The following is a 24,066-nucleotide window of genomic DNA, read 5'->3' on the forward strand; positions in this document are numbered from 1 at the left end:
GGATCTTATCGCAGGTTGCGGCCGGAGCCGACAGCCGCCGCCTCACTCCGAGGGAGGATAGACGTGCTCGCCGCCCCGGAAATCCGACACGGTATGGCAGCCTCCGCTCACACGGATGGCATCCGGCCCGAGCACCGCCTTTCCATGCCCACCCGGAATGTCGAGGATGTAGGTCGGCTGGCACAGGCCCGAGATCCGTCCACGCAATCCCGCTACGAGGGCGCGGCCTTCCTCGATGGAGAGGCGGAAATGGCTCGTGCCAGGGGCAAGATCGGGGTGGTGCAGGTAATAGGGCTTGATGCGGTTTTCCACGAAGGCGCGCATCAGGGCGGCCAGCGTGTCGGGATCGTCATTGACGCCCCTCAGGAGCACCGACTGGCTGATCATGACGATGCCTGAATCCACCAGCCGGGCGCAGGCGGCGCGCGCGTCCGGCGTCAGCTCGCGCGGATGGTTGGCGTGAAGCGCCACGTAGGCGGTCTTGCCGCTGCATTTAAGGGCCGCGATCAGCGCCTCGTCGATCCGCTCCGGTTCCACCACGGGTACGCGGGTGTGGAAGCGGACGATCTTCACGTGGTCGATGGCGGACAACCGCTGCATGATCTCGGTGAGACGGCGGGGGGACAGCACCAGCGGGTCGCCGCCGGTGAGGATCACCTCCCAGATCTCCGGATGATCCGCGATGTAGGCGAAAGCCTTGTCCATGGCCTCGGGCGAGAGAGTGCCGAGACCCTGCGGCCCAACCATTTCGCGGCGGAAGCAGAAGCGGCAATAGACCGGGCAGACATGCACGGCCTTCAGCAGCACCCGGTCGGGATAGCGGTGGACGATGCCCTCGACGGGGCTGTGCGCCAGATCGCCGATGGGATCGGCCCGCTCCTCGGGCGTGATGGTCAGCTCCCCCTCATTGGGCACGAACTGGCGGGCGATGGGGTCGTTCGGATCGTTGCGGTCAATCAAGCTGCCCATGGCGGGGCTGATGGCGACGGCGTAGCGCTCGGCCACCACCTCGATTCCGGCAAGCTCCTCGGGCGCGACGAGTCCGGCCTCTGCCAGCTCGGCCGGGGTCCGCAGAGGGCGCAAGTCGTTCACCGGCCCGTCTCCGGCACGGGCGCCCAGAGCACCTGATCGATGCGGGAGGCGCCGGTTGCGAGCATCACCAGCCGGTCGAAGCCGAGCGCGATGCCGCTGGCCTCCGGCATCTGGGCGAGCGCCGCCAGGAAATCTTCGTCCACGGGGTAGCTTTCTCCATAGACCCGCATCTTTTCGGCCATCTCTCCTTCAAAGCGGCGGCGCTGCTCGGCGGCATCGGTTAATTCGCCGAAGGCGTTGGCGAGTTCCACCCCGCAGGCATAGAGCTCGAACCGTTCCGCAACGCGCGGATCGCGAGCGGTCGGGCGGGCGAGCGCCGCTTCCGCGACGGGGTATTCGTCGAGGATCGTGGCGCGCCCGAGGCCGAGATTCGGCTCGACCCGTTCCACGATGACGCGGCTGAACAGGTCCGCCCAGGTGTCGTCCTCCGCTACCCGCAGGCCGGCCGCCTTCAGGCTGGCGGCGAGCTGATCGCGGTCGGTTTCGCCGCTCCGGTCGATGGAGGCGAGGAGGTCGATGCCGGCAAAGCGCTGGAAGGCCTCGGCTACGCTCAGGCGCTCCGGCTCCCGAAAAGGATCGGTCTCGCGGCCGCGGAAGGTGAGGGCGCGGGTGCCGGCCGTCTCGGCGGCCAGGCCCAGGATTTCCCCGCAATCCTTCATCAGGGTCTCGTAGCTTTCACCCGCCCGATACCATTCGAGCATGGTGAATTCCGGATGGTGCAGGGGACCGCGCTCCCGGTTGCGGTAGACATGGGCGAAGCACGCGATCCGGGCCTCGCCCGCAGCCAGCAGCTTCTTGCAGGCGAATTCCGGCGAGGTGTGGAGGTAAAGCGGCGCCCGCGACCCGTCGAGGCCGACGGCCTCGGTTACGAAGGCATGGAGATGCGCCTCGTTGCCCGGCGAGGTCTGGAGCGTGGCCGTGTCGACATCCACGAAATCCCGGGCGGCGAAGAAGCCGCGCAGGGCCGTCTGGATCCGGTTCCGCCCCATGAGGAAGGGGCGGCGGTCTGCGTGGACATGAGGTGTCCACCAGGGGGAGGGAGCGGTGATGGGCTTATCCATACAGAAGGGTTCCGCGAGGTCGGACTGGCGATTTGCGCCAAGATAGGCTACTTGCGGCACCGAAAGCATTTTCGGTGCCACTGGGGCTCGGGCGACCCGACCCTCACGACGCGCCCCTATCTGTCACAAGGAAAGCCTCCCGTGAAGGTCATCGCCTCTACGCTCCGCAAAGGCAACGTCGTCGATATGGACGGCAAGCTCTATGTGGTTCTCACCGCCCAGAACATCCACCCCGGCAAGGGCACGCCGGTCACCCAGCTCGACATGCGCCGCATTTCCGACGGCGTGAAGGTCTCCGAGCGCTACCGCACCACCGAGCAGGTCGAGCGCGCCTTTGTCGAGGACCGCGAGCACACCTTCCTGTACCAGGACGGCGAGGGCTTCCACTTCATGAACCCCGAGACCTACGACCAGGTCGTGGTTCCTGAAGACATCATCGGCGACCAGAAGCCCTACCTGCAGGAAGGCATGGCCGTGATGCTCTCGACCCATAACGGCGTCGCGATCGCCATCGAGCTGCCCGCTCGCGTGACGCTCGAGATTACCGAGACCGAGCCGGTGGTGAAGGGCCAGACGGCCTCCTCGTCCTACAAGCCCGCCATGCTGTCGAACGGCGTGCGCACCCTGGTGCCGCCCCACATCCAGGCCGGCACCCGCGTCGTCATCATGACGGAAGACGGCTCCTACGTGGAGCGCGCGAAGGACTAAGGGTCCTTCAACAGCACCACGAAGCCCTCATCCTGAGGAGGACCGTTAGGTCCGTCTCGAAGGACGAGGGCGCCTCCAGCGCGTACTGGAGCCTCCTTCGAGACGCCGCTTCGCGGCTCCTCAGGATGAGGTTGGCGGTGGCGAAGTGGTATCCACACCTTGCAGGGCAGGCGATTCCGGTGAAGGCTCACCGGGCGTCCTGCCCTTTCTCATTTTACGAAGTCGAGCGGTTTCATGACGAGCGGTCCTGCCCATCCCATCAATCCTCTCGTAGCCGATGTCGGCAGCCCTCCCATTCCGGAGGCCCAGGCCTGGACCCGGCGCTATGACGGTTCATACGGGCCGCTGATCAACCTCTCCCAAGCGGTGCCGGGCAATGCGCCCCATGCGGAGCTGCTGGGGCGGATGGCCGCCATCGCCGGCGCGGCGGCCGGCTCGCAATATGGCCCCATCAACGGCGATGCGCCGCTCAGAGAGGCATATGCTGCCGAGCTGTCTCGTGTCTACGAGGGCCGGATCGAGCCTGAGGACACAGCGGTGACGGCCGGCTGCAACATGGCGTTCTTCGCCGCCATGATGCTGCTCGCTCATCGCAATGAGGCGGTGCTGTTGCCCACGCCCTGGTACTTCAATCATCAGATGACATTGGACATGTTGGGCATCGAGCCGCGTCCATTGCCCTGCCGTGCGGAGAGCGGATTCGTGCCGCGCATCGAGGATGCCGAAGCGCTGATCGACGAGAAGGTCAGGGCCATCGTGCTCGTCACGCCCAACAACCCGACCGGTGCCGTCTACCCGGCCCATGTGATCGACAGCTTCGCGCAGCTCTGCGCCAGACGCGGTCTTTATCTCGTGATCGACGAGACTTACCGGGATTTTCTGCCGCAGGAAATGAACCGCGCTCACGGGCTTTTCACCCGTGAGGACTGGCGCGACACGGTGATCCAGCTCTATTCCTTCTCGAAATCCTACGCGATCCCCGGCCACCGCACTGGCGCGATCACAGCCGACGCCAAGCTCATTGAGCAGATCGCCAAGATTCTCGATTGCATCCAGATTTGCCCCCCGCGAACCGCTCAAGGCGCGCTGCCCTGGGCCATCGACGGCCTACGGGACTGGCGCGAGGGGAACCGGGCGGAGATCAACCGCCGTGCACAGGTTTTTCAGGACGCGCTCGCGCCGCTGCCGGAATGGAAAATCGAGTCGGTCGGCGCCTATTTCGCTTATGTGCGGCATCCATTTTCCGGCGCCAAAGCGCAGCAGGTGGCAGAGAAACTAGCAACCGAACGGGGTGTTCTGTGCCTGCCCGGAAGCTATTTCGGCCCTGGTCAGGAAGGGCATCTGCGGGTGGCGATCGCCAATGTCGGCGCAGATGTTTTAAGCGGCTTAACGGAGCGCTTTCGGGGTCTGTCGCTCTAGTCGGTCCTTCGTACCTCCTTCGAGGCAAAACCATAAACTCAGAGGGGCACCCTTGGCAGGACCATGGGGCGATGGTTACTCTCTTGGTCAAACAGGCGCCTGAACCGGGTGCCGCGGGGACTTGAGTTTTGACCGTCAAAGCGGACGTGACAGCAGAAGGTGACCGGCTTGCCGAACCGCTCAGCGGCTCGGCACACGGTGCATCCTGGGTGGCTGACACTCCTGCGCCGACGGCCAGGATGGAGGCGCGGCGACGCTCATCGAGAAGCTACGCGGCGCTCGATCTCGGCACGAACAATTGCCGTCTTCTCATTGCAGAGCCTGCACATTTCGGCTTCCGGGTCGTCGATGCCTTCTCGCGGATCGTGCGGCTGGGCGAGGGGCTCGGCCTCGGCAACCGGCTCAGCGACGGCGCCATCGAGCGCACGATTGATGCACTGCGCGTCTGCCGCGAGAAGATGACGGCGAAGGATGTGAGGCGCGCGCGACTCGTCGCCACCGAAGCGTGCCGGCTCGCCGAGAACGGTCCAGCCTTCATCGACCGTGTTCGCGATGAGCTCGACCTTGAACTCGAGATCGTCGACCGCAAGACCGAGGCCTATCTCGCGGTCACGGGCTGCGCGTCGCTGGTCGATCCCAAGGCGCAGTCCGTCATCGTGTTCGACATCGGGGGCGGATCCACCGAGATCGCCTGGCTCGATGGCCGGGCTCCGCATGCCTTCGCCGATCCGTGCAAGCGCATTCGCGCCTGGGATTCTCTTCCCGTTGGCGTGGTGACTCTCGCCGAGCGCCACGGTGGCATCGACGTCACGCCCAAGATCTTCGAGGGCATGGTCGAGGAAGTATCCGAGCTTCTCATGGATTTCGCCCTCGTGGCCGCTCAGGCGGGGCGCGCCCACAACTTCCACCTGCTCGGAACCTCGGGAACCGTCACCACGGTCGGGGGCATTCACTTAGGGCTCGCACGCTATGACCGGCGCCGGGTGGATGGAATGTGGATGCGCAACGGCGAGATCTCGACGGTGATGGATCGTTTGCTGCATTCGGACTTTACACAGCGGGCGGCGAATCCCTGTATCGGCAAGGAGCGGGCCGATCTGGTTCTCGCCGGCTGCGCCATTTTGGAAGCGATCCGGCGGGCGTTCCCGTCGGAGCGCCTGCGCATCGCTGATCGCGGTCTGCGCGAAGGAATTTTGATGAACATGATGCGAGAGGATTCCGTGTGGCGAGGGGGCAGCCCAAGGTGAGTGCCAAGTCCAGTTCGGGTTCCGGTTCGGGTGTCCGCAATCTCAAGCAGCGCGTGAAAACCGCCAACAAGCGGTCCCTCTCTTCGCAGAAATGGCTGGAGCGCCAGCTCAACGACCCTTATGTCGCCCGCGCCAAGCGCGAGGGCTACCGCTCGCGCGCGGCCTTCAAGCTTTTGGAGATCGACGAGAAGTACCGCATCCTGAAACCCGGCCAGCGGGTGGTCGATCTCGGCGCGGCTCCCGGCGGCTGGTCCCAAATCGCCGCCAAGGTGGTGGGGCCGAAAGGCAAGGTGGTCGGCATCGATCTCCTGCCCATCGATCCCATGCCGGGCGTCGAGTTCATCCAGCTCGACTTCCTGGACGAGAGCGCTCCGGGCAAGCTGATCGAGATGCTGGGCGGGCCCGCCGACATCGTCATGTCGGACATGGCGGCCAACACCACCGGCCACAAGAAGACCGACCACCTGCGCATCATCGGCCTCGCCGAGGCCGCGATCTACTTCGCCCGCGAGATCCTGGCGCCCGGTGGCGCCTTCATCGCCAAGGTGTTCCAGGGCGGCACCGAGAACCAGCTTCTCGCCGACCTCAAGCGCGACTTCGCCGTGGTGCGCCACGTGAAGCCGGCGGCGAGCCGGGCCGACTCGGCGGAACTCTATGTGATGGCCACCGGTTTCCGGGGACGGGCGGACGAAACGCCCGAAGCCTGACAGGCCTTGCCCGACGCCTCGGATTTTGAAGGAGCCACGACCATGGCAGTGCATCGCATCGGCATCATCGGCCTCGGCAAGATCGCGCAGGATCAGCATCTGCCCGTGATCAAGTCCAACCCGGATTTCGAGCTTCTCGCCGTGTCGAGCACCCGGGGGCTCTCCCATGAGGATGCGAAATACACCTTTCAGGACTATCGCGAGCTTCTGAAGCTGCCGGACGTCGATGCAGTCTCGATTTGCACTCCGCCGCAGGTCCGCCACCAGATTGCCCGTGAGGCGCTGCTCGCCGGCAAGAGCGTGCTCTTGGAAAAGCCCCCGGCTGCCACGTTGAGCGAGCTCGAGGATCTGAGGGTACTGGCCGCGAAGACCGGAAAGGTGGTTTTCACCACTTGGCACGCCCAGTACAACAAGGCCGTCGATGAGGCCAAGAAGGCGCTCGCCGGCTGGTCGATCAAGCGCCTCCTCGTGACCTGGAAGGAGGATGTCCGGCACTGGCATCCAGGCCAGCAATGGATTTGGGAAGCGGGCGGCTTCGGCGTCTTCGATCCGGGCATCAACGCGCTCTCCATCGTCACCCGCATCATGCCCGAGCCGGTCTTCATCAAGACCTCGAGCCTGGAGTTTCCGGCCAACCGCGACGCGCCCATCGCCGCGAACCTGACCTTCTCCATGAGCCACGGGCAGGGCGATCTGCAAGCCGTGTTCGACTGGCGCCAGACCGGCCCGCAGACCTGGGATATCGAGGTGGAGACCGAGGCCGGCATGCAGCTGAAACTCACCCACGGCGGCAGCTGTCTCGAGATCAACGGACGAGTGGTGGTGCAGGAGGAGCCTGCCGAGTACCAGGGCATCTACCGGCGCTTCGACGCCCTCTTGACCATCGGCCATTCCGAGGTCGATGACGCTCCCTTCCGCCTCGTGGCCGACGCCTTCATGATCGGCAAGCGGGAGCAGGTGGACGCGTTCGAGGATTGAGCTGCGGACGTCGTCCAGCGACGATTTCGCAATCGACCCTACAGCCAGCGGCTTCGGCGGAAGCGCCAGTACAGCAATCCACACATCATTGCGATGACCAGCAATACGACGGCATAGCCGTATTTCCAGTGCAACTCGGGTATGATGTCGAAGTTCATGCCGTAGATGCCTGCCACCGCCGTTGGCACCGCCAGGATGGCCGCCCAGGCGGCCAGCTTGCGTGTAATTTCGGTCTGCTGAGCCTGCCCGGTCATCAGGCTGGTCTCGAACGCGAATGCCAGCACCTCGCGCAAGGATTCGATCTCCTCCTGAACACGGCGGATGTGATCGGACACATCGCGGAACAGCGGGTGCATCGTGGCGTCGATGCCCGGCAGACCCGGCTGCGCAAGGCGCCGGCAGACTTCCACCAGCGGGACCACGGCATTGCGCAGCCGCAGGAGGTCGCGGCGCAGTTCGTAGAGCCGTCGCACATAGGTCTGGCCCGACGCTTCCGCGAGGATGTTGTCTTCGATCCCTTCCACCTCCTCCTGAATGCACTCGATCACCGGCACATAATTGTCGACGATGAAGTCGAGGATGGCATAGAGTATGAAGTCCTCGCCCTCCGAGAACGCGTGAGGAATAGCCTCGCAGCGTTCGCGCACCGGGAGATAAGTCGTCGAGGCGCCGTGCCTGACGGAAACCACGTAACCTCTTCCGAGAAAAAGGTGGGTCTCTCCGAAAGCGATACGCCCCTCCAGCATCTGGGCTGTGCGCGCGACGACGAACAGGGCCTCGCCGTATAGTTCGAGCTTGGGCCTCTGGTGCGCCTTGAGGGCATCCTCGATGGCAAGATCGTGCAGGCCGAACTCTGCCTGCACCGTTCTGAGAAGGTCGAGGCCGGGCTCGTGCAGGCCGATCCACACCACATGCCCGGGTTTGCGCGCCCAATCCCCCGCGCCCTCGATGGCGATGTCGGCCAGACGGCGACCCTGTGCGTATACGGCCGAGGCAACAACACCGGGAGGATGTACGGGCTGCCCTGAAACAAGTTTGAGAGACTTGGCCATGCTTACCTAACGCGAAGCATGACCAACGAGTGCCAAGGCAGCGAAATACCCTTGTCCGCGCCTTGACCAATCGATTCCAAGGATCGGAAATGACTCGCGAAGGGCGATCCCGGGTTCCGCTTTGCAGTCCCGAGGAGACACTGTTTGAATTCAGCTACGCCAAATTCTTCTTCAAGAACGCCACCGTCCGCTGCCACGCCTGATCGGCCGCCGTCTTGTCGTAGCGCGCCGCGTTGGTGTCGTTGTTGAAGGCGTGGTTGACGCCCTGGTACATGTGGATCTCGTAGGTCTTGCCGGCCTGCTTCAGGGCCGCCTCGTAGGCTGGAATGCCCGCATTGATGCGCTCGTCGAGGCTTGCGTAGTGCAGCATGATCGCGGCCTGCATCTTCGGCACGTCCTCCGCCTTCGGCTGGCCGCCGTAATAGGCCACGCCCGCGTTCAGGTTCGGCTCGTTGACCGCGAGACTGTTCACTGCGCCGCCGCCCCAACAGAAGCCGATGGCCCCGACCTTGCCGTTGCTGTCCGGACGGCCCCGGAGATAGGCCACCGTGGCCTTGCCGTTGGCGATCACGTCGGGCTGCTTGAGTTGACCGATCATCTCCCGGCCCTTGTCCTCGTCGGCGGGCGTGCCGCCCATGGGGGAGAGGTAATCGAGCCCAAGCGCGATGAAGCCCTCTGTTGCCATGCGCCGCGTCACATCCCTGATATGCGGGTTCAGGCCCCGGTTCTCGTGGATCACGATGACGGTCGGGAGCTTGGCCTGAGCATCCTTCGGCTTCACCAGATAGCCCTTGAGGCCGGGCTGCCCGCCGGGAATGTCCACGGTCTCGGCGGTGATCCGAGGGTCCGTCTCCGGCACGGTCTGAGCCTGGGCATAATTGTTCTGCAGGATCGGCAGGATGGCCGCTGCACCGGCGGCACTGCCGGCGAGAGCCGCAAGCTTGTCGAGGAAGGAGCGGCGGCTCATGCCGCCATGGGTGAAGTCGTCGTAGAGGTCGATGATGCGCTGATCCATGAGGGCCTCCTGGTCACAGAGGGCATGGTAAGGCATTCCTATCGCCGTTCTACCTCTTCACCGAGATTTGTAGTGCCGTCGCCCAGGCCCGTCGCGGCAGGCTTGCGCTCGACGGCCCGGTGTCCCGACATCTCGGCCCCTGCCGTCGGCGAGAGCTGGAGGAAGATGAAGCCCGACAGGGCCGAGATGGTGGCAACCGCCCAGAAGGCCGGGCCGAAGTCGGCGGCCGTGATCCCGGGCGTGCCGTCGTAGCTCGATGCCATCTCCAGCACGAAGGCCCCGAAGGCCACGCCGATGCTGAGAGAGACCTGCTGCAGAGCGCTCCCCAGGCTCGTGGCATAGCTCATTTCGCGGTTGGAGATTTCCGCGTAGCCGATAGCATTGAGGCTGGTGAACTGAAGCGAGCGGAAGCAGCCGCCGACCAGCAGGATGATCATGATGAGCCAGTGCGGCGTCTCGGGGGTGAAGAACCCGTTGGCGGCCACGAAAGCGGCGCCGATGAAGGCGTTGATGGTGAGCAGCCGGCGAAAGCCTGTGCGTTCGAGGATGCGCTTGGCCATGGTCTTCATGAACAGCGCGCCGACGGCCGCGATGAAGGTGAGCGAGCCCGAGGCCAGGGGGCCTAAGCCGAAGCCCACCTGCAGCATCAGCGGCAGCAGGAACGGGATTGCCCCGATGCCGATGCGGAAGAGCGACCCGCCCACGACACTGACGCGAAAGGTCGGCACCTTGAGCAGGCTCAGATGCAGGACCGGGTAGGGGGTGCGCTTGGCGTGAAAGACGTAAAGGACCAGGCTGGCAGCTCCGATCGCCATGCAGCTGCTCGAAATCTGGGGCGGGACGAGATGCTGCCCAGTGGTGGAGAAACCGAGCATCAGCAGGGAAAAACCCACTCCGGTCAGCAGAAAGCCGATGAGATCCAACGGCGGTGTATCGTCTTCCTTGATGTTCGGCACGAACTTCAGGGCACACACGATTCCGATGATCCCGATGGGAATGTTGATGAAGAAGATCCAGCGCCAGTGGGCGAATTCCGTGATGAAGCCGCCGAGCGGCGGTCCGATGATGGGGCCGATCAGGGCTGGGATCGTCAGGGTCGCGAGCGCCTGCACCACCTCGCTGCGGGCCACGCTGCGCAGGAGCACGAGGCGTCCCACCGGCACCATCATGGCTCCGCCGGCCCCTTGGACGAAGCGGGAGAACACGAACCATTCGAGGGAATTGGCTGCCGCGCAGGCGATGGAGCCCGCCATGAACACGCCGATGGCCAGGGTGAAGATCGTTCTCGCCCCGTACTTGTCGGCCATCCAGCCCGAGATCGGGATGAAGATCGCAAGGCTCACCAGATAGGAGGTCAGCGCCAGCTTGAGGGCGATGGGCTGCGTTCCCAGGTCCTGAGCGATCATCGGCAGCGATGTGGAGATCACGGTCGAATCCATGTTCTCCATGAACAGGGCCGTCGCGATGATCAGCGGGAGAAGGCGGGATTGACGCATGACCGCCGGACTTAGCGCTCTGTCGTGTCATTGCAAAGGGCAAACAGGCGCATTGCAGATCTTCTGGGGATGCGCCTCTCAACCCTTTGCGAAAATGAAACGCCGTGCTACGGACCCGTGCCAACCCGCCAAAGCGTTATCCTTCCATACGCGCAGCACTTCAAGGAGTTGGCCATGGCCTCTGTATTCGCCGATAAGATCATCGATGGACTGACCTTCGATGACGTGCTGCTCCGGCCCGGCCGCTCCGAGGTGATGCCCGGCGACGTGGACGTCGCCACCAAGCTGACCAAGACCATCCGCCTCAACATGCCGATCATCGCCTCCGCCATGGACACAGTGACGGAAGCCCGCATGGCCATTGCCATGGCCCAGAACGGCGGCCTCGGCGTCATTCACCGCAACCTCGAGCCGGAGGCCCAGGCCGAGCAGGTCCGCCTCGTGAAGCGTTACGAATCCGGCATGGTGATGAACCCCATCACGATCTTCCCGGACGAGACCCTGGCCGATGCGCTGTCGATGATGAAGCATCACGGCATCTCGGGCATTCCGGTGGTCGAGCGCGGACCCGGCGGCGCCAAGGGCAAGCTCGTCGGCATCCTGACCAACCGCGACGTGCGCTTTGCCAGCAATCCGGGCCAGAAGGTCTCGGAGCTCATGACCAAGGACCGGCTGATCACGGTCCGCGAGGGCGTGAGCCAGGACGAGGCCCGCCACCTCCTGCACCAGTTCCGCATCGAGAAGCTCCTGGTCGTCGACGATCACTTCCGCTGCATCGGCCTGATCACCGTGAAGGACATCGAGAAGCAGGTGGCCTATCCGAATGCCGCCAAGGACGTGCAGGGGCGCCTCCTGGTGGCTGCTGCTACGACCACAGGCGAGCAGGGCTTCGAGCGCGCCGAGCGCCTCATCGATGCGGGCTGCGACGTGGTGGTGGTCGACACCGCCCACGGCCATTCCGTGAAGGTGCTGGAGAGCGTCACCCGCGTGAAGAAGCTCTCCAACGCCGTTCAGGTCATCGCCGGCAACGTGGCGACCCGCGAGGGCGCCCAGGCGCTCATCGATGCCGGTGCCGACGCGGTCAAGGTCGGCATCGGCCCGGGCTCCATCTGCACCACCCGCATCGTGGCGGGCGTCGGCGTGCCCCAGCTCACCGCCATCATGGAAGCGGTCGAGGCGGCGGCTCAGGCCGACATTCCGGTGATCGCCGATGGCGGCATCAAGTTCTCGGGCGACCTCGCCAAGGCGCTCGCCGCCGGCGCCTCCTGCGCCATGGTGGGCTCGCTGCTTGCCGGCACGGACGAGACCCCCGGCGAGACCTTCCTGTACCAGGGTCGCTCCTACAAGGCCTATCGTGGCATGGGCTCCGTGGGCGCCATGGCCCGCGGCTCGGCCGACCGCTACTTCCAGGCGGAGGTGCGCGACACCCTCAAGCTCGTGCCGGAGGGCATCGAGGGGCAGGTGGCCTATAAGGGGCCGGTCTCGGCGGTCCTGCACCAGCTCACCGGCGGGCTTCGTGCCTCCATGGGCTATGTAGGCGCCGCGACCCTGCCGGAATTCCGGGAAAAGGCGCAGTTCATCCGCATCACCTCCGCGGGACTGCGCGAGAGCCACGTCCACGACGTGACGATCACGCGGGAAAGCCCTAATTATCCGACTCGCAGTTAAGCTTCACGCGAGTCCCGATTCATGAGCATCTCCGCCGTCATCCTGCCCGTCCTTGTTCTGGTCGGGCTCACCCTCATCCTGCTTTTCTCCCTCGGCAGCTCCCGACTGAGTACACTCCGGGCCGGCGAGGTGAAGGTCAGGGACATCGCGCTTGGAGAGCGTGTCTGGCCCAAGCGCATCCTGCAGCTCCAGAATTCGTATCAGAACCAGTTCGAGCTGCCGGTGCTGTTCTATGCCCTGGTGGCTCTGGCGCTGATCACCCGCAAGGCGGACATGCTCTTCGTGGTGATGTCATGGATGTTCGTGGCGACCCGCCTGGTTCATGCGGCCATCCACGTCACCTCGAACAAGGTTTCCATACGCTTTATGGCGTTCCTGGTGGGCGTGCTGATTCTGGCAGCCATGTGGATCGTCTTCGCCGTCCGCATCTTTGCGGCGGAGGCCGGCGTTTAAGTAAGGACGGGATGGGCTCTGCGCCCATCCCGCTCAGGCAGCTAGTAACGACGTCCGCTTTCGAGCTGCGTCTTGGCATCAAGCTGCTTCATCGGAGGCGGCTGGATGTCGGCGGCCGGGGCCGTGGCGCAGGCGGCGATCGCGAGGGTGAGGCCGAGGGCAGCAAGGCCGCGGGTCAGGCGGGTCAACATAAGATTGGTCTCCAAAGAGGAATCGTGCGGAATGCACGTAATCTCTCAAGTCACGTCTGATCGGGACTGAAAATAGGAAACATTGTGTCGTATCTACGGCCAAGCTCGAGTGTGCTTTTCTCATGACACCTGCCGCCCGCATCTCTGCCGCCATCGAGGTCCTGGCCGATATCGACGCCCGGCGCCGCCCGGCATCTGACGCCCTCAAGGATTGGGGTCTGTCGCATCGCTTCGCCGGCTCCAAGGACCGGGCCGCCATCGCGAGCCTCGTCTACGACGCCCTGCGGCGGAAAGCTTCCGCCGGATGGATCATGGGCGACAACGCTCCTCGCGCCGTCGTGCTCGGTATGCTGCGGCTGCAGCGGGGGCTTAACGTCGACGCCATCGCGGCGCTCTGTTCCGGCGAGCGCTTCGCACCTGAGCCTTTGTCGGCGAATGAGCGCGAGCGGCTGGACAAGGCCGATCTCTCCGGCGCCCCGCCTCACATCGCCGGTGATTTTCCCGACTGGATCGAGCCATTCCTCCAGCGCCTGCTCGGCGATGATCTCGTGCCCGAAATGCAGGCGCTCGCCACCCGTGCGCCCCTGGACCTTCGGGTGAACACGCTCAAAGTCTCCTCCCGCGAGGAGGCGCATGATGCCCTGCCGCATCTGGGTGCGGTCGAAACGCCGCTTTCGCCGCTGGGATTGCGGATCATGCCGGGCGAGGACGGGCGCGGGCCAGCCGTGCAGTCGGAGCCGGAGTTTCTGAAAGGCTGGCTCGAGATCCAGGACGAGGGCTCGCAGCTCGTGGCGCTGCTCTCCGGGGCCGAGCCCGGCGAGCAGGTGGTGGATCTCTGTGCGGGCGGCGGCGGCAAGACCCTGGCGCTCGCGGCCATGATGGAGAACCACGGCCAGATCTACGCAACCGACAACGACGCGCGCCGTCTCGCGCCCATTCATGAGCGCCTGACCCGGGCGGGCGTGCGCAACGTCCAGGTCCGCACGCCGCGCAACAAGGCCGATGCGGTGTCCGATCTCGACGGGCGGATCGACTGCGTTCTCGTTGACGCGCCCTGCACGGGCGTGGGCACCTGGAGGCGCAACCCCGATGCCAAATGGCGCCTCCGGCCCGGCAGCCTGGAGACCCGGCGCAAGGAGCAGGCGACGGTGCTCGACCGGGCGGCCAGACTGGTGAAGCCGGGCGGCCGCATCGTCTACATCACCTGCTCGATCCTGCCTGAGGAGAACGACGACGCGCTTTCCAGTTTCGTGGAGCGTCACGAAGGCTTCAGGCCGGTCTCCCATGAGGAATTGCTGGGAAAGCCTGGGCTCGGATTTCTCAAGAACGCCACTCGCCGGACCGCCTATGGGCTCCAGCTGACGCCGCAGCAGACCGGCACCGACGGCTTCTTCGTCGCTGTGCTGCGGAAGGCCTAGACGACGGACTTTCTCTCCTGGGCTAATCCAAAGGATATCCAGACTACACTGTATATTTGGATTTGTTGTTTAAACTCGGTGCCTTTCAGGAATGATGTCTGAAGTATTGATGTATTCATCGGAAAATAATCTCTCTGTCCGATGTGCTTAGACAGGAAGAGTGCTTGCTGCTCTTCCAGATGAATCTACTCTCGCGGCAATCATTCGAAGAAACGGGGGCGGTTGTCAGGGAGAACAGCAGTGGTTGTGCGCATAGGAACCAGTCGCGGCAATGCGTTGACGGGAACGAGGGCAAACGACTCCCTCGATGGCCGTGCGGGGAACGACACCCTCATTGGTCTTGCAGGAGACGATACAATCCTCGGCGGACGCGGGAACGACATTCTGAACGGGGGCTCGGGCGATGACCTTCTGCGCGGCGGTCCCGGACGCGATCGCCTCATCGGCGGGACCGGTGAGGACTGGGCCGATTATCGGAATGCGGCAACGGCCGTGACCGTCAACCTGGCCAATGCGGCCCGGAACACGGGAGAAGCCCTTGGAGATCGATATTCCTCGATTGAGCGCGTGAGGGGTGGCCGCTTCGACGACAATCTCACGGGCAACTCCCGGGACAACGTCCTCGAAGGTGTGGCCGGTGCGGACGCTCTCAACGGGGGGCGCGGCCTCGACTTCGCGCGCTACAAGGCGGACCCCACGGGCGTGACCGCCAGCCTTGCCGATCCCTCCGTGAATACCGGCCATGCCGCGGGCGATACATACATTTCGATCGAAGGCCTGCAGGGCAGCGACTTTGCCGATACGCTGATCGGCAACGATCTCAGAAACGTTCTTGTCGGCGGACGGGGCGCCGATGTCCTGAACGGCGGCGGCGGCTTCGATTTCGCCCGATACGATATGTATCACACCGGGTCACGAGGCGTGACGGTAAACCTTGCCGATGCGAGCCAAAATCAGGGCCTGAACGCCATCGGCGACAGCTATGTTTCAATTGAAGGCGTTGTCGGCACCCGCTTTGCTGACCGGCTCGTGGGCGATGATCGTTCGAACAGCCTGCAGGGTAAGTCGGGAAATGACAGCCTCAGCGGCAACCTGGGGAACGACACCATCATCGGTGGATCAGGAAACGACCGGCTCAACGGTGGTGATGGGAACGATGTGCTCAGGGGAGAAGCGGGGCGCGACTCCTTCGTGTTCGACAGCGCGCTGAATGCCGCGACGAATGTGGATCGGATCCAGTCGTTTTCAGTCAGGAACGATAAGATCCGGCTCGACGACGCGATCTTCACCGAGGCTGGGCCCGCCGGCGTTCTCGCGCAAGCAGCCTTCTATCGAGGAGCCGAGGCTCACGATGCCAATGACAGGATCATCTATAATCGGGCAACAGGCGCGCTCTACTACGATCCGGACGGCGATGGGGCTGCCGCCCAGATCCTGTTCGCCCGTCTGAGCCCGCGGCTGGGGCTGACGAACGACGATTTTATCGTTTTCTAGCCAGCGGATCCAAACGGCACCTTGCTCAAGCCCCGGCTGCCTAGACGGCAGCCGGGGCTTTCCGTTCAGCGCGGCGGCGTGTCGGCTGCCGATCCACCAGCCATCAAAAACGCGGGACTTCGGCCCGTGGCGACTCAAAAGGCATGACAGCCGGGGCGGGATGGGGGTAAAGCACGGGGGCTATCAAGCTCTTCCCTCAGGGCCCAACGCGAGAGACCATGACCCAGACCCACGACAAGATCCTCATCATCGATTTCGGCTCCCAGGTGACGCAGCTCATCGCCAGGCGCGTGCGCGAGGATGGGGTCTATTCGGAGGTGGTGCCGTTCCAGAAGGCGGCGGAAGCGATCCGCACCATGAAGCCCAAGGGCGTGATCCTCTCGGGCGGACCGGAATCGGTCACCACGGATGCGTCCCCCAGGGCTCCGAAGGAGGTCTTCGAGGCGGGTCTGCCGGTTTTCGGCATCTGCTACGGCCAGCAGACCATGGCGGCGCAGCTCGGCGGCGAGGTCGAGGGCGGGCACCATTCCGAGTTCGGCCGCGCCGAGATCGAGGTGCTGACCGAGAGCCCGATCTTCCAGGGCGTCTGGCAGGTCGGCAAGAAATATCCCGTCTGGATGAGCCACGGCGACCGGGTCACCAAGCTGCCCGAAGGTTTCGAGGTGCTGGCAGCCTCCGAGAACGCCCCCTTCGCGGTGGTGGCCGACGAGGAGCACCGGTTCTACGGCGTCCAGTTCCACCCCGAGGTGGTGCACACCCCGCAAGGGGCCCAGCTCATCCGCAACTTCGTGCGCGACATCGCGGGCTGCAAGGGCGACTGGACCATGAAGGCCTTCCGCGAGGAAGCCATCGAGCGCATTCGCGCCCAGGTCGGCACCGGCCGGGTGATCTGCGGTCTTTCCGGGGGCGTCGATTCCGCCGTGGCGGCGGTGCTGATCCACGAGGCCATCGGCGACCAGCTCACCTGCGTGTTCGTGGATCACGGACTGCTGCGGGCGTCCGAGGCCGAGCAGGTGGTGACGCTCTTCCGCGACCACTACAACATCCCGCTCGTCCATGTGCAGGCGCAGGACCTGTTCATCGGCGCACTCGAAGGCGTGTCCGACCCGGAGGTGAAGCGCAAGACCATCGGAAAACTCTTCATCGACGTGTTCGACGAGGAGGCCAAGAAGATCGGCGGCGCGGACTTCCTGGCGCAGGGCACGCTCTATCCGGATGTGATCGAGAGCGTCTCCTTCACGGGCGGTCCCTCGGTCACGATCAAGAGCCACCACAATGTGGGCGGCCTGCCCGAGCGCATGAAGATGAAACTCGTGGAGCCCCTGCGCGAGCTCTTCAAGGACGAGGTGAGGGTGCTCGGCCGCGAGCTCGGCCTGCCCGACGCCTTCGTGGGCCGCCACCCTTTCCCGGGGCCCGGCCTCGCCATCCGCGTGCCCGGCGAGATCACCCGCGAAAAGCTCGACATCCTGCGCAAGGCCGATGCCATCTACCTCGAGGAGATCCGCAACGCGGGCCTCTACGACGTGATCTGGCAGGCCTTCGCCGTTCTGCTGCCGGTGAAGACAGTGGGCGTCATGGGCGACGCGCGCACCTACGACCACGTCTGTGCCCTGCGCGCCGTCACCTCCATCGACGGCATGACGGCGGATTTCTACCCCTTCGACATGGCCTTCCTCGGCCGCGTCGCGACCCGCATCATCAACGAGGTTAAGGGCATCAACCGGGTCACCTACGACATCACCTCGAAGCCGCCTGGGACGATCGAGTGGGAGTAAGCGTTGTCGGTGAGGCTCTACGGCATCAAGAACTGTGACACGATGAAGAAGGCGCGTGCCTGGCTCGACGCCAAGGGCGTGTCTTACACCTTTCACGATTACAAGGCCGAAGGCATCGACCGGGCGCGGCTTGAAGGCTGGGCGCGGAGCGTCGGCTGGGAGACGCTGCTCAACCGGGCGGGAACGACCTTTCGCAAGCTTCCTGATGCGGACAAAGCAGGTCTCGATGAGCATAGGGCGCTCGCGCTCATGCTCGACCAGCCGTCCATGATCAAGCGTCCGGTGCTTGAGCACGATGGGCGCATCCTCGTGGGATTCAGACCTGACTTGTACGAAGCCACGGTTCCGTAAGAGCCCTCCTGCTCCTGCCCGTCATCCGTGCTTTCTCCCCGTCATGCCCTGCCTTGTGCCGGGCATCCACGTTTTCCTGCATCGGGTTCCAAAGACGTGGATGGCCGGGACGAGCCCGGCCATGACGTGGTGTGTGTCATCCCCGGCGAGCCGAAGGCGAGAGAAGGGGATCCACACACACGCGGTGAGCCAATGCATTCCCTTCCCCTCCGGTGGCTGCGCCATCTACGGCCGGGAATGACACCCAATCTGTCACTCCGCCTACTCGGGACAATAGCGTCGGGTGTTAGCAGCCGAGCCAAAACAAAAAGGCGGGCCGCCAGGCCCGCCTTTGTCGTATCTGAGACCAGCCGCGTTACTGGATCTTCGGCGGCTCGTCGAAGTTCAGGCCGGGGAGGCCGCCGGGTTCGCTGCCGGGGGCGCCGAGACCGGGGACCAGGAGCTCGTCGAGCTTCTTCTGCACGGCGGCCGGATCGACCGCAGGACCGGCTGACTTGTAGTGCGTGACGATGCCAGGGAAGAGGACGACGATGGCCACCATGATGAGCTGGATCACCACGAAGGGAATGGCGCCCCAATAGATCTGACCCGTGGTCACCGGCTCCATCTTCTTGCCCGTCACGCGGTCGATATAGGGCACCTTCGGGGCCACCGAGCGCAGGAAGAACAGCGCGAAGCCGAAGGGCGGGTGCATGAACGAGGTCTGCATGTTCACGCCCATCATGACGCCGAACCAGATCAGGTCGATGCCCAGCTTCTCGGCCGCGGGGCCGAGCAGCGGGATCACGATGAAGGCCAGCTCGAAGAAGTCGAGGAAGAAGGCGAGCAGGAAGACCAGGATGTTGACCACGATCAGGAAGCCCACCTGGCCGCCCGGGAGCGAGGTCAGCAGGTGCTCGACCCAGATGTGCCCGTTCACCCCGTAGAAGGTGAGCGAGAACACGCGGGCGCCGATCAGGATGAAGAGCACGAAGGCGGAGAGCTTCGCGGTCGCTTCCGTGGCCTGACGCACGATGGTGAAGTTGAAGCGGTTCGGGTTGTTGTCGAGCTTGCGCTTGACTGCCGCCAGGATGACCGAGCCCAGCGCGCCCATGGCACCGCCTTCGGTCGGGGTGGCGAGACCGATGAAGATGGTGCCGAGCACGAGGAAGATCAGCAGCAGCGGCGGCACCATCACGAAGGTGGTCTGCTGGGCCATGTTCGACATGAGCCGAAGGCCGGTGAACCGCTCGACCATGCCGACGATGAGCGCATAGATCACGCCGGCGAGGATCATCTCCATGGTCAAGGCAAGCCCTTCATAACCTTGGTTATGCAGGACCACATAGGCGCCGATGAGAAGAACGGTGAGCACCGCCGAGATCGCGATGCGCTTGGCGCCGAGCAGCTTGTTCATGAGGGCGCAGATCAGCGCCACCACCGTGCCGACGCAGATCGTCAGGATGACGAAGTCGGCGCCCGCCTTGGTGTTGGTCTGCGACAGCACGTAGTAGCCGACCAGGCCGGAGAAGAGCACCAGGACGCCGAGCTGCCACACGCCGCGCGAGCCGTTCGGCTCACGGAAGCCGACGGCTTCCAGGGGCAGGCCGGGGGCGGCTTTCGGGTCGATCATCGAGGCAAGGAACACGTAGCCCGCATAGAGGCCGGACAGAATAAGGCCGGGCAGGAACGCGCCCTCGTACATGTCGCCCACCGAGCGGCCGAGCTGGTCGGCCATGACGATGAGAACCAGCGAGGGCGGGATGATCTGGGCGAGGGTGCCGGAGGCCGCGATGACGCCCGAGGCGAGGCGCCGGTCATAGCCGTAGCGCAGCATGATCGGCAGGGAGATCAGGCCCATCGAGATCACGGAGGCGGCCACGACGCCCGTGGTTGCGGCGAGCAGCGCACCCACGAAGATCACCGCATAGGCGAGGCCGCCGCGCAGGGGCCCGAAGAGCTGGCCGATGGTGTCGAGCAGGTCTTCGGCCATCCCGGAGCGTTCGAGGATATAGCCCATGAAGGTGAAGAACGGGATCGCCAGCAGCACCTCGTTCGACATGGTGCCGTAGACGCGATCCGGCAGCGCCTGGAGCAGGGGCCAGGAAAGGTTGATGGTCTCCGGCGCGAGAGGCGCGAGCTCCACCGCGATGAAGAAGAACAGGAGGCCGTTGGCCGCGAGCGAAAACGCGACCGGGTAGCCGAGGAGAAGGAAGATCACCAGCGCGCCGAACATGATCGGTGCGAGGTTCTGGGCGATGAATACAGCCATGGACGTGAGACTCCGAAATCAGATCAGGCGAGGGGCGTCAGCGCAAGACGTCGCCCGGAGGCTCGCCGCCCTTGGTGGTGCTGGTATCGGCCAACTCCGCAATCAGCCGCTCGGCCTCGGCCTCGACGGCGTTGTGGCCGGCTGTGTCGTGTTCATCGACCAGTTGGCCGTTCATGATGGCCACCCGTTTGATCAGCTCGCTCAGCCATTGGAAGGCAAGAGAGATGAAGCCCAGCAGGATGAGGCCCTTGGCCGGCCAGATCAGCAGGCCGCCGGCATTGGAGGACACCTCGCCGGAACGGAAGGAATTGAAGAAATACGGGAAGCACAGGTAGAGCATCAGGGCCACGAAGGGCAGCAGGAAGAACAGGTGGCCGATCAGGTCGATCGTGTCGCGCCCGCGCTTCGTGAGCTTGTTCGAGATGATGTCGATGCGGATGTGCTCGTTGGCCTTGAGGGTCCAGGCCGCGCAGAGCATGAACACGGCGCCGAACAGGTACCATTGCAGCTCGAGCCAGGCATTGGACGAGACGCCGAAAATGCGCCGGATGATCGCGTTAACGGCCGAGACCAGGATGGCCACCACGATGGCCCAGGCGGCCACCTTGCCGATGCGTTCGTTGATCGAGTCGATGACACGGGATAGCCCGAGAAGTGCCGTCACCTGTCTCCCCCTTGGAACCTGTTGGTTGAAATCTTGCGGCCTAGCTACTGGACTTGTGGCAGCCCTGCTAGAGCCGCTTTCGTCCAATGCAAGGTTTTGACGGGTCCTAGCGGGGAAATTTTCGTGCCGCAAGTAGCCTGTCTGTTAAAAGTTTAGGCAGTCCAAGGCTTTGAGGACGAACGGAAACTTACAACCTGCGACCTTTAGGCATTTTTGCGCCTCATCGATCTTCCCAAAGGCTACGGTTGGTTTATTCCAGGGGAACTGGCGATAAGTTCCTAAGCCTCGGAGGCTTCCCCGTGACCCTGCTTGTTCTCGGACTTGTGATCTTTCTCGGCACCCATTCCTTTAGCATGGCGAGGGCCCCCAGGGCAGCCATCATCGGCAGGATCGGGGAGGGGGGCTACAAGGGGCTGTACTCCCTCCTGTCGCTCGCCGGCATCGTCCTGGTCTCCATCGGCTACGGGCAGTACCGCGCGGCGGGCTACATTCCGGTCTGGGACCCGCCGGTCTGGACCCGGCACCTCGCGCTGCTCCTCGTCCTCGTCGCCTTTATCTGCTTCGTCGCGGCCTATCTGCCCGGCTACATCAAGGCCCGGCTCAAGCATCCCATGCTGGCCGGCGTGAAGATCTGGGCCTTCGCGCATCTTCTCGCCAACGGCGATCTCGGGTCGATCCTGCTCTTCGGCTCCTTCCTGGTCTGGGCGGTGCTGGCCCGCATCAGCGCCAAGCGCCGGGACGTGGCGGCCCAGCATGGCGGCACGGCGGCGCCGGCCGGCTGGCGCAACGATATTCTGGCGGTCGTCATCGGCACCGCTGTCTATCTCGCCTTCGTGTTCTGGCTCCATCCCTGGCTGATCGGCGTGCCGGTTCTCCCCATGCGGGCATGAAGCCTCTCGCCTTGTGCGATTGCGTGTGTTAGGCGACCCGCTTGGATTACAGGAGGCGGCCCGCGCGCCGCGTGAGAGACACGATGGCTCAGAACGACGAGTTCATTCGCGAAGTCGATGAGGAATACCGCCGCGACCAGATCGCCAAGATCTGGGAGCGCTACAACGGCATCATCATTGCGGTGGTCGTTCTGATCGTGGCCGGCGTCGGCGGCTGGCGCTTCTGGCAGCACCGGCAGCTGACCCTCTCCCAGGAGGCGGCCGTACGTTACGAGGAGGCGCTTCGCCTGTCCTCCGACGACAAAGGGCAGGAAGCTCAGGCTGCCCTCGAGAACGTCGTGAAGGAGGATTCCGGCACGGGTTATGCCATGCTGGCCCGCTTCCGCCTGGCGGCCGAACTCGGCAAGCAGAACGCGGAGAACGGTGCTTCGGCCTTCGATGCGCTGGCCAATGACGGCTCCGTGCCCGCGCTCTGGAAGGACCTCGCGAAACTTCGCGCCGCGTGGCTTCGCCTCGACACGGCCGAACCGGCCGCCCTGCGCCAGACCATCGAGCCGCTGGCCGCGCCGGTCAATGCGTGGCGCCATTCCGCGCGGGAACTCTTGGGTCTGTCCGGTCTTAAGGCCGGTGACATGGATTATGCCGGCCGCTGGTTCGACCAGATCGCCGCCGACCGCGAGACGCCCTCTGCCCTGAGGCAGCGCCTTGCCGTCTACACGGCTCTCGTTGCGGGCGGTCCGGTTCAGGCGACCCAGTAGGATAGGACAAGACATGACGCCCACCGTCGCCATTGTCGGGCGGCCGAATGTCGGCAAGTCGACTCTGTTCAACCGTCTCGTCGGCAAGAAGCTGGCGCTCGTGGACGACCGCCCTGGCGTGACCCGCGACCGGCGCGAGGGCGAGGCGCGCCTCGGCGACCTCGAGTTCCGCATCATCGACACGGCGGGCCTCGAGGAGGCGACGGAGGAATCGCTCCTCGGCCGCATGCGCGCCCAGACCGAAGCCGCCATCGCGGATGCCGACGTGATCCTCTTCGTGATCGATGCCCGCGTGGGGATTCTCCCGGCCGACCGGCCCTTTGCCGAGATGGTGCGCCGCTCCGGCAAGCCCGTGATCCTCATCGCCAACAAGGCCGAGGGCGCGGGCGGCATGGCGGGCGCCTACGAGGCCTTCGGGCTGGGCCTGGGCGATCCCGTGCCGCTCTCCGCCGAGCACGGCGAGGGCATGGCCGATCTCTTCGAGGCCCTGATGCCTCACTTCTCCCATCCGGACGAGATGGAGGACGAGGACGATCCGAACAAGCCCCTTCAGGTGGCCATCGTCGGGCGCCCCAACGCGGGCAAGTCCACCCTCATCAATCGCATGGTGGGCGAAGACCGCATGCTCACCGGACCCGAGGCCGGCATCACCCGCGATTCCATTTCGCTCGATTGGGAATGGCGCGGACGCGCAATCAAGCTGTTCGACACGGCAGGTATCAGAAAGCGCGCCCGGGTCGAGGACAAGCTCGAAAAGCTCTCGGTGGCCGATGCGCTGCGCGCCGTGCGCTTTGCCGAGGTGGTGGTCATCCTCCTTGATGCCACGATCCCGTTCGAGAAGCAGGATCTCACCATCGTCGATCTGGTGGAGCAGGAGGGCCGCGCTCTCGTGATCGGCCTCAACAAATGGGATCTCGTGGCCGACCAGAAGGGACTGCTCAGCGATCTGAAGGAAAAGGCCGCCCGCCTGCTGCCGCAGGTGCGCGGCGCTCCGGTCGTTCCCCTGTCGGGGCTCGCCGGCAGCGGCATCGACCCGCTCATGAAGGCGGTGCTGCACGTCTACGAGAAGTGGAACACCCGCATCTCCACCGCGCGGCTCAACCAGTGGTTGTCCGAGGCCATCGAGGCCAACCCGCCCCCGGCTGTCTCGGGCCGTCGCATCAAGATCCGCTACATGACGCAGATCAAGTCGCGCCCGCCGCACTTCGCCGTCTTCGGCAACCAGCTCGACGCCCTGCCGAAGAGCTACACCCGCTATCTCGTCAACGGCATCCGCGAAGCCTTCGACCTGCCGGGCACGCCGATCCGCGTGTCCCTGCGCATGGGTCAGAACCCGTTCGACAAAGAGCGGAAGTAACTCGCCGCAGTGTCATCCCCG

The 24,066-nt window shown here is 64.6% G+C and carries 22 protein-coding genes; 14 read left to right on the forward strand and 8 right to left on the reverse strand.

Annotation, left to right across the window (positions count from 1 at the left end; all coding sequences use genetic code 11):
* Positions 1-42 precede the first annotated feature (42 nt).
* The gene (locus FHR70_RS14285; RefSeq protein WP_183451224.1) at positions 43-1,092 is read right to left on the reverse strand and encodes a lysine-2,3-aminomutase-like protein; all 1,050 of its coding nucleotides are present in this window, start codon (positions 1,090-1,092) and stop codon (positions 43-45) included.
* Positions 1,089-2,153, reverse strand: a complete 1,065-nt coding sequence (epmA, locus tag FHR70_RS14290) for an EF-P lysine aminoacylase EpmA (protein ID WP_210277616.1) — start codon at positions 2,151-2,153, stop codon at positions 1,089-1,091. Before epmA ends, FHR70_RS14285 begins: the two co-directional genes overlap by 4 nt.
* 141 nt (positions 2,154-2,294) lie before the next feature.
* Between epmA and efp the strand changes: the two genes are divergently transcribed.
* The 5 genes from efp (at position 2,295) to FHR70_RS14315 (ending at position 7,212) form a co-directional block, all read left to right on the forward strand.
* Positions 2,295-2,861: an elongation factor P gene (gene efp, locus FHR70_RS14295; RefSeq protein ID WP_183451226.1), complete on the forward strand. Its 567-nt coding sequence runs from the start codon at positions 2,295-2,297 to the stop codon at positions 2,859-2,861.
* A 234-nt stretch (positions 2,862-3,095) separates the two neighbouring features.
* Entirely contained in the window at positions 3,096-4,280 is a 1,185-nt protein-coding gene (locus FHR70_RS14300) for an aminotransferase (RefSeq protein ID WP_183451228.1), read from the forward strand.
* Between the two features lie 239 nt (positions 4,281-4,519).
* Positions 4,520-5,527, forward strand: a complete 1,008-nt coding sequence (locus FHR70_RS14305) for a Ppx/GppA phosphatase family protein (protein ID WP_246408202.1) — start codon at positions 4,520-4,522, stop codon at positions 5,525-5,527.
* Positions 5,524-6,234, forward strand: a complete 711-nt coding sequence (locus FHR70_RS14310) for an SAM-dependent methyltransferase (RefSeq protein WP_183451232.1) — start codon at positions 5,524-5,526, stop codon at positions 6,232-6,234. Before FHR70_RS14305 ends, FHR70_RS14310 begins: the two co-directional genes overlap by 4 nt.
* A gap of 42 nt (positions 6,235-6,276) precedes the next feature.
* On the forward strand, positions 6,277-7,212 hold the full coding sequence (locus FHR70_RS14315; RefSeq protein WP_183451234.1) for a Gfo/Idh/MocA family protein: 936 nt from the start codon (positions 6,277-6,279) through the stop codon (positions 7,210-7,212).
* A gap of 38 nt (positions 7,213-7,250) precedes the next feature.
* Here FHR70_RS14315 and FHR70_RS14320 read toward each other — a convergent pair whose 3' ends face one another.
* The 3 genes from FHR70_RS14320 to FHR70_RS14330 form a co-directional block, all read right to left on the reverse strand.
* Positions 7,251-8,264: a magnesium and cobalt transport protein CorA gene (locus FHR70_RS14320; protein ID WP_183451236.1), complete on the reverse strand. Its 1,014-nt coding sequence runs from the start codon at positions 8,262-8,264 to the stop codon at positions 7,251-7,253.
* Positions 8,265-8,418: 154 nt separating this feature from the next.
* Positions 8,419-9,279 carry a dienelactone hydrolase family protein gene (locus FHR70_RS14325; protein WP_183451238.1) on the reverse strand — a complete coding sequence of 287 codons (861 nt, stop codon included), beginning with the start codon at positions 9,277-9,279 and terminating at the stop codon, positions 8,419-8,421.
* A 38-nt stretch (positions 9,280-9,317) separates the two neighbouring features.
* Complete coding sequence (locus tag FHR70_RS14330; protein WP_183451240.1) at positions 9,318-10,775, reverse strand: DHA2 family efflux MFS transporter permease subunit; 1,458 nt, start codon at positions 10,773-10,775, stop codon at positions 9,318-9,320.
* A gap of 174 nt (positions 10,776-10,949) precedes the next feature.
* Between FHR70_RS14330 and guaB the strand changes: the two genes are divergently transcribed.
* Positions 10,950-12,443 (forward strand): IMP dehydrogenase, encoded by a 1,494-nt coding sequence (gene guaB, locus FHR70_RS14335; RefSeq protein WP_183451242.1) that lies wholly within the window; start codon positions 10,950-10,952, stop codon positions 12,441-12,443.
* A 21-nt stretch (positions 12,444-12,464) separates the two neighbouring features.
* On the forward strand, positions 12,465-12,896 hold the full coding sequence (locus FHR70_RS14340) for an MAPEG family protein (protein ID WP_183451244.1): 432 nt from the start codon (positions 12,465-12,467) through the stop codon (positions 12,894-12,896).
* Between the two features lie 41 nt (positions 12,897-12,937).
* Here the strand turns inward: FHR70_RS14340 and FHR70_RS14345 are convergent, their stop codons facing one another.
* Positions 12,938-13,087, reverse strand: coding sequence for a hypothetical protein (locus FHR70_RS14345; RefSeq protein ID WP_183451246.1), 150 nt, complete (start codon positions 13,085-13,087; stop codon positions 12,938-12,940).
* Between the two features lie 122 nt (positions 13,088-13,209).
* Here FHR70_RS14345 and FHR70_RS14350 point away from each other — a divergent pair, with 122 nt between their 5' ends.
* From FHR70_RS14350 to FHR70_RS14365, 4 genes are all read left to right on the forward strand, one after another.
* A complete protein-coding gene (locus FHR70_RS14350) occupies positions 13,210-14,505 on the forward strand; it encodes an RsmB/NOP family class I SAM-dependent RNA methyltransferase (RefSeq protein ID WP_183451248.1) in 1,296 nt (431 codons plus the stop codon).
* 240 nt (positions 14,506-14,745) lie between these two features.
* The gene (locus tag FHR70_RS14355; RefSeq protein WP_183451250.1) at positions 14,746-15,999 is read left to right on the forward strand and encodes a calcium-binding protein; all 1,254 of its coding nucleotides are present in this window, start codon (positions 14,746-14,748) and stop codon (positions 15,997-15,999) included.
* Between the two features lie 218 nt (positions 16,000-16,217).
* A complete protein-coding gene (guaA, locus tag FHR70_RS14360; RefSeq protein ID WP_183451252.1) occupies positions 16,218-17,774 on the forward strand; it encodes a glutamine-hydrolyzing GMP synthase in 1,557 nt (518 codons plus the stop codon).
* 3 nt (positions 17,775-17,777) lie between these two features.
* On the forward strand, positions 17,778-18,125 hold the full coding sequence (locus FHR70_RS14365) for an ArsC family reductase (RefSeq protein ID WP_183451254.1): 348 nt from the start codon (positions 17,778-17,780) through the stop codon (positions 18,123-18,125).
* Positions 18,126-18,480: 355 nt separating this feature from the next.
* Here FHR70_RS14365 and FHR70_RS14370 read toward each other — a convergent pair whose 3' ends face one another.
* Positions 18,481-20,376: a TRAP transporter large permease gene (locus tag FHR70_RS14370; RefSeq protein ID WP_183451256.1), complete on the reverse strand. Its 1,896-nt coding sequence runs from the start codon at positions 20,374-20,376 to the stop codon at positions 18,481-18,483.
* Positions 20,377-20,413: 37 nt separating this feature from the next.
* Positions 20,414-21,040, reverse strand: coding sequence for a TRAP transporter small permease subunit (locus tag FHR70_RS14375; RefSeq protein ID WP_183451258.1), 627 nt, complete (start codon positions 21,038-21,040; stop codon positions 20,414-20,416).
* A gap of 299 nt (positions 21,041-21,339) precedes the next feature.
* Between FHR70_RS14375 and FHR70_RS14380 the strand changes: the two genes are divergently transcribed.
* The 3 genes from FHR70_RS14380 (at position 21,340) to der (ending at position 24,045) form a co-directional block, all read left to right on the forward strand.
* Positions 21,340-21,930, forward strand: a complete 591-nt coding sequence (locus FHR70_RS14380; protein WP_183451260.1) for an NnrU family protein — start codon at positions 21,340-21,342, stop codon at positions 21,928-21,930.
* 83 nt (positions 21,931-22,013) lie between these two features.
* On the forward strand, positions 22,014-22,688 hold the full coding sequence (locus tag FHR70_RS14385) for a tetratricopeptide repeat protein (RefSeq protein ID WP_183451262.1): 675 nt from the start codon (positions 22,014-22,016) through the stop codon (positions 22,686-22,688).
* A 13-nt stretch (positions 22,689-22,701) separates the two neighbouring features.
* Positions 22,702-24,045, forward strand: coding sequence for a ribosome biogenesis GTPase Der (der, locus tag FHR70_RS14390; protein ID WP_183451264.1), 1,344 nt, complete (start codon positions 22,702-22,704; stop codon positions 24,043-24,045).
* Positions 24,046-24,066: the final 21 nt, after the last annotated feature.

It is taken from the genome of Microvirga lupini, from assembly GCF_014191055.1.
Classification (GTDB): Bacteria; Pseudomonadota; Alphaproteobacteria; order Rhizobiales; family Beijerinckiaceae; genus Microvirga; species Microvirga lupini_A.